The 12,528-nt window shown below is 52.1% G+C and carries 9 protein-coding genes; 3 read left to right on the top strand and 6 right to left on the bottom strand.

The genetic code is table 11. From position 1 onward, the window contains the following. Positions 1 to 8 precede the first annotated feature (8 nt). Positions 9 to 2,549 (bottom strand): hypothetical protein, encoded by a 2,541-nt coding sequence (locus AB6B37_RS07790; RefSeq protein ID WP_371398325.1) that lies wholly within the window; start codon positions 2,547 to 2,549, stop codon positions 9 to 11. Between the two features lie 129 nt (positions 2,550 to 2,678). Between AB6B37_RS07790 and AB6B37_RS07785 the strand changes: the two genes are divergently transcribed. Further along, positions 2,679 to 2,918, top strand: coding sequence for a hypothetical protein (locus AB6B37_RS07785; protein WP_371398324.1), 240 nt, complete (start codon positions 2,679 to 2,681; stop codon positions 2,916 to 2,918). A gap of 13 nt (positions 2,919 to 2,931) precedes the next feature. On the opposite strand, the gene AB6B37_RS07780 is transcribed toward AB6B37_RS07785, so the two are convergent. Together AB6B37_RS07780 and AB6B37_RS07775 are read right to left on the bottom strand one after the other, a co-directional pair. After that, on the bottom strand, positions 2,932 to 4,071 hold the full coding sequence (locus tag AB6B37_RS07780; protein WP_371398323.1) for a lysostaphin resistance A-like protein: 1,140 nt from the start codon (positions 4,069 to 4,071) through the stop codon (positions 2,932 to 2,934). 111 nt (positions 4,072 to 4,182) lie between these two features. Beyond that, positions 4,183 to 4,866 carry a hypothetical protein gene (locus AB6B37_RS07775; protein ID WP_371398322.1) on the bottom strand — a complete coding sequence of 228 codons (684 nt, stop codon included), beginning with the start codon at positions 4,864 to 4,866 and terminating at the stop codon, positions 4,183 to 4,185. 99 nt (positions 4,867 to 4,965) lie between these two features. On the opposite strand from AB6B37_RS07775, the gene AB6B37_RS07770 reads away from it, so the two are divergent. Then, positions 4,966 to 5,340: an Hpt domain-containing protein gene (locus tag AB6B37_RS07770; protein WP_371398321.1), complete on the top strand. Its 375-nt coding sequence runs from the start codon at positions 4,966 to 4,968 to the stop codon at positions 5,338 to 5,340. 76 nt (positions 5,341 to 5,416) lie between these two features. Here the strand turns inward: AB6B37_RS07770 and AB6B37_RS07765 are convergent, their stop codons facing one another. The 3 genes from AB6B37_RS07765 to AB6B37_RS07755 form a co-directional block, all read right to left on the bottom strand. Further along, complete coding sequence (locus AB6B37_RS07765) at positions 5,417 to 5,959, bottom strand: peroxiredoxin (RefSeq protein ID WP_371398320.1); 543 nt, start codon at positions 5,957 to 5,959, stop codon at positions 5,417 to 5,419. A 76-nt stretch (positions 5,960 to 6,035) separates the two neighbouring features. After that, positions 6,036 to 6,284: a hypothetical protein gene (locus AB6B37_RS07760; RefSeq protein WP_371398319.1), complete on the bottom strand. Its 249-nt coding sequence runs from the start codon at positions 6,282 to 6,284 to the stop codon at positions 6,036 to 6,038. A 158-nt stretch (positions 6,285 to 6,442) separates the two neighbouring features. Beyond that, a complete protein-coding gene (locus AB6B37_RS07755) occupies positions 6,443 to 7,318 on the bottom strand; it encodes a hypothetical protein (RefSeq protein ID WP_371398318.1) in 876 nt (291 codons plus the stop codon). A 247-nt stretch (positions 7,319 to 7,565) separates the two neighbouring features. Here AB6B37_RS07755 and AB6B37_RS07750 point away from each other — a divergent pair, with 247 nt between their 5' ends. Beyond that, the gene (locus AB6B37_RS07750; RefSeq protein ID WP_371398317.1) at positions 7,566 to 12,524 is read left to right on the top strand and encodes an alpha-2-macroglobulin; all 4,959 of its coding nucleotides are present in this window, start codon (positions 7,566 to 7,568) and stop codon (positions 12,522 to 12,524) included. The last annotated feature ends 4 nt before the right edge of the window (positions 12,525 to 12,528 follow it).

Here is a 12,528-nt window from a genome sequence, read left to right as displayed (position 1 = left end):
ACCAAATTTTACCCATTTAAAGCCGCATCACACAGCAAAAATGCGCGTCCTGCGTCGCTTTCTAATGTCTCGCGAATTGCTTCTCTGTCTGTAGAGATCGGGTCAAGTCGGGTGCGAAACTGATTGGTGAAACGTGTTAGATCAGATTTAAAACCTGCATCATTTATCGCAGCTTCGCGGAGGTGCCGAACTGGGGTCGCCATACGCTTTGCAACGGCAGCGCTCATCGCGTCAGCTGTTTTGGATTTGCGGATATTAGCGGCCTCGATAATACATCCGTCGTCGACAATCGCCGCGGGGCTGAGGCCCATATTGCTTAGCGCTTTGACAATTGTGATGTCTTTAATGGGGTGAGGTGTTTCTGCTTTCTTCGCGGCTTTCACAATGTCTTTCGCGGCACTTTGACCCGAGGCATTGGATTTTTCAGGAGCCCCAAACAGGCCGCGCCACCGCCATTTTGATGAACTTTCTTTTTTTGACGATGCGTCATTATCCTCTATTGCCGACCGAACAATGTCAGGGTCAAAAGACGTCAACGGCGCGTCAGCATCAGGGGGCGTCAGGTCGCCGTCCTCAATGGGTTCAAAACTTAGCTGCGTGTCGTCATAAATAGGCGCATCATCAAGGTCGTCGGGCAGGGCGACAGGCGGCGGGGCAGGCATCGTCTCTAAACGAAACAGAGTGTCAGGCTCCACAGGGGCTGCATAAGTCGTGTCCTGCTCCTCTATGCTCTCAGCCGGTAACCCGGGTTCAAGAGACGGGAAATCGCTATCGAGAGGTCGCAAGGTTACACGGCGCGGTTTGGGGGGGTCGTCTGTGTTAAATCCAAGCGCCTCCTTTTGCTGTGCCAAGGTGTTATTCGCGGCAGAGGGCTCAACAATGTTTTGCGCATTTTGTGAACGGCCCAATTTATCCATCAAATCCATCATATCGGCTTCGATGCGAGCAATTTCTTTGCGGGTCGTTGATAGGCTGTTTTGCACTTGGCGGGCGGCGGTGTCGCTGATGCTTTCGGCGCGGGCTGTGGAATATTTGACCATATCTTCCATTTCTTTAAAACGCGCGCGCACGGCGGTATCGGTCAAGCGCGCGGCATCGGCCAAAGCCTCAACTGTGGCCCGCCCGCTATCGGACGCATCAGACAGGCTCTGCGCGCCGACTTTGGCAGACATAGACATGTCGCGCATTTTGGTCAGGCGCTCTTCCAATATCGCGCCCATTTCGTCTTGTTCTTTTTTCAAATGATCAATCATGGCGGTCAGGTCTGTTACATGTTTGCGGTAGACAGCGTCCATTTCCTCTGACCGTGTGTTGATGGCATTGCCTAACATTGTAATCTCTGTCTGGCTTCCGCTGAGTGTCTCCGCGGCCGCTACAGCGTTTTGACGCACAACATCAGAGGCAGAGTTGATCTTCTCTGCGGCGCCTTCGATGCTGACGCGGGCCTCTTGTATTTTTTGCTCCGCCGTCTGTGTGGACTGCGACAGGTTTTCGGCATGGCTATCGAGCGTAACAGACAGCCCCGCCATGCGGCTTTCAAATGTATTGGCCACAGCGTCTAGGGCCTCGCGTTGCGCGGTGAGGGTAGACGCAATTTTGTCCGTGACATTTTCCGCCGATAATGTGGATTGTGATAAAGACGCACTTTGGGATTTCACCACATCATCCAGCAATTCCATACGGGTCATCGCGCTTGAGACTTTAAGGTTTACCGCCTCAATTTGCGCCTGAACGGCTTTGGACATAATGGTAGAGCGCGTAATAACCGTCTCATCAGGTGACATCATGGCTTGGGCCGCTTTTGAAAGGCGGTCAGAATGAACGGCGAGCTTTGATAATTCGCGTAGCGCATAAGCGCAGAAAATGAATAACAACATCGGCACAATAATCAGTGTGGCGAAGCCCGCGAGTTTTAGCGCTGACATAGCTTGTAGCCCTTTGAGCCCGCCTTGCCCCCATAGCGTGAAGCCAATGGCGCACAACGTCCAAATGATGGCGGCGATAACGCCTATAATCATGATGTGTCCGAAACGAGGTGTTGTGGCGATGTCCTCTATGCTGCCGACGGCTTCACGTGTGACAAAGGCTGGTACTGTGTCCTTTTCAGTCTTTTGCGGAGCGGTAGGTGAGGGCGCTGCCGCCTTCTCAACAGGGGTTGGTTTCTTAGTTTGACTATCCAGATCTGGTTTCGGCGGCTTCGGAATAGGCGCCGTAATTGGTTTTAGAGCGTTATCATCCTGATTTTTTGTTTTGGATGATGCCAAAGGCACGACGGGCGTTAAGCCAAGAGGGCGAATACGGGGGGGCGGCGCGGTTTCACTATCTGACGTGGTAGTGTCGCTTTCATCCAAATCAATCGGCTCGCCAGCATCATCGACGGGCACAGTTAAATTAAGCGGTTTCGCGGATGATATATTTTCATCTGTTGGTTTTTGCGCGGCGTCAGATTTTGGTGCCGTGTCGTCATCAGCGGGGGGCAAACCCAACGCATCCAAAGCGTCGCTATCATCGGCTTCGATTGATTTAATACGCTTAAAAATATCTGACATTGACGACCCTTATTATTTTCTTGCCTAACTTAACGGAATATAAGCGCTTTTCCACTAATTATTCCTGTAATGAGACGGCACAGCATTGACTGCGCCGCCATTGGGTTGAATGGAAAAATGGGGGCCACTATGGGGCAGACCGTCAAGAATGATGCACGTCTATCTGGTGCTGAACGTCAATATCTTCAAATGGGGCTGAGGCAGCCCGGTGGGAAACTGCCGCTATTTGATAGCCAAGGCCAAGAGATCAGCACACAGCTAATTCGTACATGTGTGGACAAAGGCTTGGCCGAACCTTGGTTTGCTAATCCGCTAAAGCCTGATTGGCTTGTGTGTCGTTTGACTGAACGGGGCCGCTCTGCACTTTAGACTTTATGTCTAACTAATTGAAATAACTGCGTTCCAATGTTTTATCACGCGTCAGATACATAACAATACAGACAAGACTTAGGCCGCTGATCGTGACCAACGTATCAAGGCTGGAATTAAAGCCAACGCGAAAGACTGTTGGTGTCGGTAAGGCCGAATGGTCATAGCCCATCATCACGGCTGCAAATAAATTATTGGCCGCATGAACGCCTATGGCTGTCTCCAGTCCGCCGTCAATATAGGTCAGGATACAGGCAAAAAAGCCGAAGAAGAAATAAGCGCTAAGCGTCATCCATTTTGTGCCTTGCTCTGCACCTTTGGCAATTTCGGGATTGCCCAAATGCAGGGCCGCAAATCCCGCACTTGTGATGAAAAAGACAATCCACGGGTTTTTGATAATGCGGGCCAGGCCTTGGTTCAAATAACCGCGCAGGACGGTCTCCTCTGTCGCGGATTGGAGGGGGATAAACAGTAGCGAGACAACGAAAAACGGCCAGAAGCGGCTGGCATCAAAGACAAAGTCAGCTTTATTATTGCCAGTGATATGCATCACGAAAGAAATGCCGCCAGCAATAGCCCAAAAAACAAACATAGAGAAAAGCATCCGTTTCCAGCGAAACTTATCCGCCGCTGTTAGCATGGACACAATAGAGCGTTTATGCAGGACACGCTGCCCGATAAATAACCCCGCGCAGACGATTGGGAAGACCAGCAGTAAAGACAGATAAACCAGCGGGCTCTTGCCTATATATCCCAATAAGAACGCGTTTGCCTCTGCATCGTTGGACTGCATCATAAAGCCAAAACAAACAAGCGATAGCACGGCCATAGTAATAGCCGCCGTAATGGTCGAACGTTGCGACAGCGATCCCATATTATCGCGCGCAAAATAAATAATCAGCGCCGCGACTGTGAACAGAAGATAGCCGGTTACGGGCCAAGAGCTGCCCCCTCCCATAGCGCTACTGGGCATTTTGCTTATCCAATCAGAATCAACCAAAGCGATACCCATAAGCATCGGAAAGCCAACAATAAGTTGAGCGACCATCCATATTAAAATGGTGAACCAGATAACGCCAAACCACGCGGCGGGGTGGTTTTGTCCTGTGTCCGCTTTGGCGAAATAGGCTTTTATCGGGGCTGAGCTTAACACGCATAAATCTCCATGATTAAGGCGTGATGCCAGCGTTTGTCATATGAAACAATAAAAAACCACGCCGATGAAGGCGTGGTTTAGACTTAGCTATGTTTTCACCGTCTGTGTTTAGAAGCGGTGGTGAACCAAACGCTCTGATCCTTGGATAATATAATATCCATCGAACGGGTTGTAACACTCGCGCACACTGATCGGAACAGGGCGCCCATGGTGCCAGCCGTCACGAATGACGCGGCTACAGCGTGTCGCGCTCTGGTACCCAGCAAAGCTTACGCGACCAGGGCGGTAAAAGCCGTAGTTGGATTTTGCCCAACGGTACGGGCTATAGCCGCCATTACCAAAGGAGAAGCTGATGCCAAGGTTGCTGCGGTACGGCCGGTACTGTCCGCGCGAACGATGCGTGCGATTAACGCGACGGTCAATTCGGCGTAAATCCCGTCGAACATCTCTACGCACGTCGCGGCGCACGTCACGGGCAATATCACGGCGGATGCGGTCGCGGCGGTCAGAGCGTCTATCGTCGCGACGACGCTCTACACGGCGGTCGCGGCGGCGGTCAACGCGGTGGTCATCACGGCGGCGCTCAACGCGCGGACGATCACGATTAGGGCGGTCTCTGCGAACACGGTCACGGTGGTCATTTTGCGCGACTTTCACGACGGTGGACGGCGTTTTAATCTCTGTTTTAGTGGACACGGCTGGCGCGGCAAAGGCTGCGGGGGCGGCCAAGGCACCAAAGGCCAATGTCGCGATAGAGAGCTTCAATGCGGTTTTAAAAGGTGTGTGGGTCATAATAGGCTCCTTTCAAGCTTGCACCCTGTCTACACTGCGGCGTCTGAGCCTATGCTGAAAGCGCTATTCATATTCCGTTAATGTGTTTAGCGTGGCATTATGGATATCAATGATTCTGAACCCGAGATCGATTTTGATCATTTAAATCAATATGTTGGCGGCGATATCAGCCTGACCAAAGAGATATTTGGCTTGTTTAAAAACCAAGTCGATATCTGGGCTAAGCAACTGCAAGCTGATGCCGATGACGAAATTTGGAGCGCAGTAACCCATTCGCTGAAAGGGTCTGCGCGGGCCATTGGGGCTATGAAACTCGCCCAAGCCTGTGAAAACGCAGAGAGCTTAGTCGGAGAGGGGCGCAAATTATCAGCGCGCCAAGTTGCCGTTGATACGTTGGAAATACGCATTGACCGGGCAACAATTGAAATTGGCCGTTGGGAATACCGCCAGACGATGAACGCCATGCGGAGCTAGAGCGTTCGTGTTTATAACGCATAAAAAACCGCCCAGTGAGGCACTGGACGGTTTTAAATTTCAAATTTAAGCGGGCTTAGGCCACTTTGCTGTCGGCATTGCCTTTGATGTAAGCAAGCATAGTGTCAGCGTCAGATACTTCAAATGGATCTGTTGGGCAGTTATCGCCAAAATCAGGCTCGATGAACATTTTCTCAATGTTGCAATCATCAACAAGCATTGAATAACGCCAGCTGCGGTAACCAAAGCCAAGATTGTCTTTGTCAACAAGCATACCCATTTGGCGCGTAAAGTGGCCAGAACCGTCGGGCAGCAAGAATACGTTTTTGCGGCCTTGGTCGACGCCCCATTTATACATGACGAATGCATCGTTCACAGATACGCAGATAACCTCGTCAACGCCTTGAGCTTTGAAATCTTCATAAAGCGCTTCGTAACGGGGTAGGTGCGACGTTGAACATGTCGGTGTGAACGCACCGGGCAAGGAAAAGACAACAACTTTTTTGCCTTTGAACAAATCGTCAGTCGTGACGTCTTTCCAATCGAACGGGTTGTCGCCGCCAATAGATTCGTCGCGGACGCGGGTCTTAAAAGTAACATTTGGCACAGTATTGCGCATAGTAGTCTCCTATATCAGAATGAATTTGCGGCGGAGATAGGCATGTTCCGCATTGATGACAAGGGCCACGAGAGAATTATACCTCTCCTGCGTCATTAAGCACAATAAACATGCTGTTTAGCCATTCCCTATGTCTCTCTAATGCTTCGGCCAGCGCTAAGTTCCCGTTTTCCGAAATCACTCTATCAAGCCACATATCGATGACATCGCGTTGTGTATCAACCCAGTTTAGGTAATCCGCTATGTTGGTCAGAGATTGCTCATGGGTAAGCCTAAACTCTGGATAGGCGGCCTGGGTGATTGTTCTATCGTCCGCAGTCATCATGGCGTCGCGTCTTCATATGCAATTAAGAATGATTCTCAAGTAAGCTATATCAATTGAGAGAGCAAGCGATTTTCCTAACGGTATAAATTTATAGCCATGCAAACACGAAAAAGGCCGTTGGCGTGAACCAACGGCCTTCATTCGTTATAGACGTGGGCCTATGGCACGAAGATTGTGTAAGTCACGTCAGCCTGGAGTGTACCCACACCCATAGACAGGTCGTAACCTTGAACACCAGCAGTACCTGTGTCGCTATCCAGCGTATAAACACTGTCAAAACGAACAGACTGTTCTGTCAATGAACCTGGGGCTGCGGCTGTGCGCTGACCACCATCAAACACTTTCGTTTGTGTTGACATGTCATCAAGGCTGTCGATTGTTGCGACAACACCTGTACCACCTGTTGATGGGTCTTGTGCTGTTGCACCACCAAAGGCCAAGCCACCGTCTGTGCCAGATGTCTCGATTGACATGGCAAAGCTGATGTTCTCGTCATCCAAGCCGTCTGTCAGGAAGTCACCTGTGGCAACAACATTAGAGCTTTGTGCGAAGATATCAAACGCTGCATTAGAGGCAACGTAGAAGCTTGAGTTGTGTGAACCAACAAGACCACCAGACACGTCAGTTGTTGCGTCCAAACCAAATGCGGTTAGCGTATCAGCAGCGTCCAAAACACCAGCAGTGCCGTTGTCTGTGAATGTACCGCCAGATGTTTCACCGGTTACCGGGTCAAATGTTGCTGTTCCGTCAACCGCTGTTCCTGAATCAGAAATCGGGTCGAGGCTACCTGTAACAACAGAGTAGACATCGCCTGTGATCAAATCAGCACCAGCCGTGCCAGTTGCAGGGGTAAGAAGAACGAAATCAGATACAACAGGGGCTGTACCAGAGTTTTCGTCAAAATCAGTGCCACCCCAAACGACAACAACGCCGAGAACTTGGAAGAATGGACGGTCAATGACAGACGCATAAGCTGTGCTTGCCATGAGCGAGACTGCAACGCCGCTCGCTAAAGCTATTTTTTTAATAGACATATTATATTCCCAATTAGTCAATTGTCCCGAGTTATTCCCGGTGATGGACGAGATATAGGGGATGTGTCTGAAAACCTCGTTTAGCTTTGTAGTTAAGGCGTGGTAAATTTTATTGGTCTTTCCAGCGCCATATTCATGCCATAGCGATACCTTTGTTTGGTCACGACGCAGCCCGAAACAAATGGCAAGAATCAGTATAAACGCAGATGTAGAAAACATGATCGGTAGCGTCATGAGCGAGGGCCATATGAAAAATCCAATTAAATTCGTCATTTTGGGCATTGCCGCCTTTATCCTTGCAGGGTGGGCGGGTTATCACTTTTACAACCCGACGGCCTCATCCTCGCCTGTCGCGAATATGGATATTGTCGCTACAGCACCTACGCAAGACGCGCGGCCGCAGGACATAACATCAGAGCTGCCCGCGCAAACCACACCAGACAGTTTACGGCTTTTGTCAGCGCAGATTAATGACAATGCCGACAGCCCAACGCAGTGTTTTAACTTCAACGCTAGCTTTGACAGTGACCAATCCGTGGCGTTGCGTGATTTTTTCACGGTCATTCCCACTGCGCCGCTTACGCTTACCGTTGCAGGCGACACGCTATGCCTTGTTGGCTTTAGCTATACAGAGACCTATGACGTTTCGTGGAAATCAGGCCTCAGTGCAGCGAACGGCTTATCCCTCAATCAAGATGTAATGCGCGAGGTTAGCTTTGGCGATAAACCTGCCTTTGTCGGCTTCGCGGGTGAGGGTGTAATCTTGCCGCGTATTAACGCGCAGGGCTTGGCGCTAGAGACGATTAACGTCGACGCCTTGGATGTCACGATATACCGCGTGTCTGACCGTATGCTTGCGCGCCGCAATTTGGATGCGGGCAAGGCCACGCTAGACGGCGAATGGTCGTGGGACGGTCAAGATGCGGGCTCTGATTTGCGCCGCCAAGTCTGGACAGGCACGCTGCCTGTGAAATCCTTGCGCAATCAGAAGGTCACAACAGTCCTCCCCATGCGCGAGCTTATTGGTGAGCTTGAAGCAGGCGCCTATATTGTCACTGCAGAACGCGAACATGAGCCCAATGAAGATAAAGTGGCGCGGGCGTGGCGGTGGATTGTGTCTACCGATTTGGCCCTGACGTCATATCGCAGCGATAGCGGCCTCTCTGTCTCTGTGCGCTCAATTGATAGCGCAGCCTTAAGGCCAAATGTGACGCTGACCCTGATTGCGGCCAATAATGAAATCTTGGCGACGACCCAATCGGACAGGTCTGGCCGCGCTAGCTTTGACGCTGCGATCATGAAAGGCCAAGGAGTGCTACGACCCCGTACCGTCATGGCTTACGGCACGTCGGGTGATTACGCCGTGCTAGAGCTAAACCGTAGCCCGCTGGATTTATCGCGCTATGATGTTGATGGGCGTACCGTCTCTGGCCCGATTGATGTTTTCGCCTATACGGAACGCGGCGTTTATCGCCCAGGCGAAACCGTCGAATTTACAGCATTACTCCGCGATGAAAAAGGCTACGCTGTTGCAGACCGCCCCGTCAGCCTAGAGGTCACGCGCCCAAACGGCGTTATCATGGAAACGGCTCGTATCGATCAAGAGGCCTTGGCGTCGCAAGCAGGCGGGCTGACATATCGCTATAATGTGCCAAGTTCAGCAGCACGCGGTCAATGGTCTATTGTCATAAACGCTGACGGTATTGGGCAAATCTCGCAAACACGCTTTGCGGTCGAGGATTTCGTCCCGCAAAAATTACGCTTAACTCTCAAGACGCATGAGAGCCCAATGGATGCCGATGATATTCGTGACGTCACAATTGACGCGCAATTTCTCTATGGTGCGCCTGGCGCAGGATTGGCAGCAGAGGCAGAGGCGCGTCTACGTATCGACCCAAACCCTTTTGCCGATTTCAAAGACTATAGTTTTGGTCCAGCGGGCAGTGATTTTCGAGAACAGCTTCTTGATATGGGCGGCGCGACAACCGACGGCAAAGGCCTTGTGACACTGCCGCTTGATATTAAGAACCAAAATATCAAGACCAGCTATCCTCTGCGTGCGGAAATCACTGCGGGAGTCGCGGAACCTGGGGGTCGCTATACGCGCGATAGTCTGCGTCTGCCTGTGCGTACACAGTCTGAATATATCGGTCTGAAAACTGACACAGGTCAAGCGCGCTTTGCCAAAGGCAAGCCCGCGTCCTTGGCGCTTGTCGCCGTAGATAGGCTTGGCGAGCGGATAAATGCCGAGGTGACTTATAGCCTTATTGAGGAAGATTGGGATTATCAATGGTTCCGCCAAGGGTCACGCTGGCGTTACCGTCGTGATGTCATCGATACCGTCATAAACACAGGCACTTTGGATATTGCCGCCGACATTCCAGCGCAGTTTTCACAGCGCCTTGATTGGGGCAGCTACCGCCTTGTCGTGACATCAGCTACGGGATCAGAAAGCAGCTACCGCTTTAGTGTGGGGTGGGGCAGCGGCGAAAAATCCGATGCGCCGGACCAAATCCAAATGGCTGGCCCGAGCGAGCCGCTGAATGTGGGCGAGCGCTTCACTCTTGATATTAACGCGCCATATGCGGGCCAAGGCGAACTGGTGATTGCGGGGCAAGATATTCACTTGATACAAACCGTTGAACTGGCTGCGGGCGGGTCACAAATCACGCTGCCATTTGATAAGGCTTGGGGCGAGGGCGTCTATGCCATGCTGACGCTTTATACACCGCGTGACGTGGCGGATAGACCCGTTCCGCGCCGCGCCGTGGGGATTAGCTATATTGCGCTAGACCGGTCGGATCAGACATTAAACCTGTCGATTGACACGCCGGACCTTATTCGTCCGCGCGAGACGCATGACTTTACTGTGTCAGTGGATAACGCCCCACGCGGGGAAAGCGTCTATATGAGCTTTGCCGCCGTGGACGAAGGCATTTTGCAACTCACCAAATATAGATCCCCCGAAGCGGCTAAGACACTTTTTGCTAAAAAAGCGTTGGGATTAGAGATTTATGATGATTACGCCCGTCTGCTTAACCCCAATCTCGGGGCGCCTGCTATGGCCAATTCTGGCGGTGACGGCCTCGGCGGTGAAGGCTTAACGGCTGTGCCGACCCGCACTGTTGCTTTGTTTGAGGGGCCTGTGGCGGTTAAAAACGGCAAGGCCGTGGTCAGCTTTGACATACCCGACTTTAACGGCGAATTGCGATTAATGGCGACCGCATGGAGTGAGAGCGCTGTGGGCAGCGCTTCGCGTCCTGTGACTGTGCGCGACAAAGTCCCTGCCATCGTTGGCCTCCCGCGTTTCCTTGCCCCTGGTGACACAGCGCAAGCGACGATTTCTCTTGATAATGTCGAAGGTGCGGCTGGGACTTATACCGCCGCGCTATCAACGGATATATTTGTCGAATCCGGGGACGCCGTGACCATCGACCTTCCACAAGCTGCGCGCGGTGAAGATAAAATCACCCTAACGGCCAAGTCATTGGGTGTTGATAATATGACGCTCAATGTCTCTGGCCCATCGGGCTATAGCGCGGTTTCAGACTTTCCTATACAGACCCGCACACCCTACCGTCCTGTGACACGCTCAGACATTATCGCGCTAGCCGCGGGCGAGACACTGACGCTAGACCAGAGCCGCATAAACGGTGATTTTGTGCGCGGCAGTGTCGATATTGATGTGTCGTTTTCTCATGTCGCAGGGCTTGATCCCAAGCCCTATGTCAATTCGCTGGCGCGTTATCCTTATGGCTGCACGGAACAAACCGTCGCAACCGCTTTGCCGCTTTTATATACAGAGGTGCTCGGCGGATTTGAACAGACACGCGGGCAGGGTACAGCGACCCATGTCAGAGGTCTACGCAAAGCGATTAACCGCCTTGCCAATCGCCAAGACCCGCAAGGTGTTTTTGGATTGTGGCGGGAAGGCGACGGCGACGCACGGGCCTGGCTAGGCGTGCACGTCACGTTTTTCTTACAAGAGGCGCAGACGCAAGGCTACGCCGTGCCAAAAGATGTGCTTGAGCGTAGCTACAACGCGGTTGCTGAAATATCGCGCATGCCGCGCTATCCCAATGTGAATTACCGCTTTCAAACAGATCCCTATAATAGTCAGTCCGAGGACAATGTCCGCGAAAAGGCCGAGGCTGCGGCTTACGCTCATTACGTTTTAACCCGCGCTGGGCGAGGATCGCTGCCAACGATGCGCTATCATTTTGACCGTCATAGCGCGGATATGAAAACACCCGTGTCTCATGCTTATCTCGGCGCAGCCCTGTCTATGATGGGCGATAATGGCCGCGCGCAACGTAGCTTCGAGGCAGGCCTGGCGGCGAAAGGCTATCAATCGGGGCGGGATTATTACCAGTCACCGCTGCGAGATAATGGCGGCTTTATTGCCGCTGCTTCCGAAGTGGATAGCCAAGCCAGCCTTGACGCGATGCTGCCAGCATTCTTAGCTAGCCTTGATAAAGCTGATAGGTTGAATACCCAAGAAAAAGCCTATGTCATTCTAGCGATGCAAGCGTTGATGCAGGGCGTTGAGACCCCGTCAATAAGCGCTACGGGTATAACGCTTTATGAAAGCAACACGCTTGTCGGGGCGAAGCTCTATGACACTGACTTGGACCCAAATCTAGTATCGGGGCCGACATTCACAAATGAGAGCGACATGACTGTCTACGCGACGCTGAGTTATAGCGGGGCGCCAATCTCTGCGCCAGAGCCTATATCGGCGGGCATTGAGGCGTCTAAAACTTACCTCTCCATGAGCGGTGAGCCGATGGACGTGCGACGCCTAAAACAAGGCGATCGCGCCATTGTGCGGATTGATTTTAACTCCACCGCGCGGCGCTCTCGTATGGCCGTCGTCGCGGACCTGCTGCCTGCGGGGGTCGAAATTGAAACTGTTTTGCGTCCCAAAGACGCTGTTGTCGTGCGTTACGGTGAACGCACAGAGGGGCCGTATCCATTCCTTGGTAGCCTCTCTGACTTTGATATTATGGAAGCCCGCGATGACCGTTTCATCGCCTCGCGTCAGACCTACCGCACTGATGATTACCGCGCCGCCTATATCATTCGCGCCGTAACACCGGGTGATTTTGTCAATCCCGGTGTTGTGGTCGAAGATATGTACCGCCCACAAGACAGCGCCGTGACAGAGGCAAGCCGTATGCGCATTACTGGGCCCGGCACGCTGTAATGCT

Source organism: Fretibacter rubidus (assembly GCF_041429785.1).
Taxonomy (GTDB): Bacteria; Pseudomonadota; Alphaproteobacteria; order Caulobacterales; family Maricaulaceae; genus Fretibacter; species Fretibacter rubidus.
Note: the sequence above shows the minus strand (reverse complement) of the source record. Positions and strands in the feature narration are given on the sequence as shown.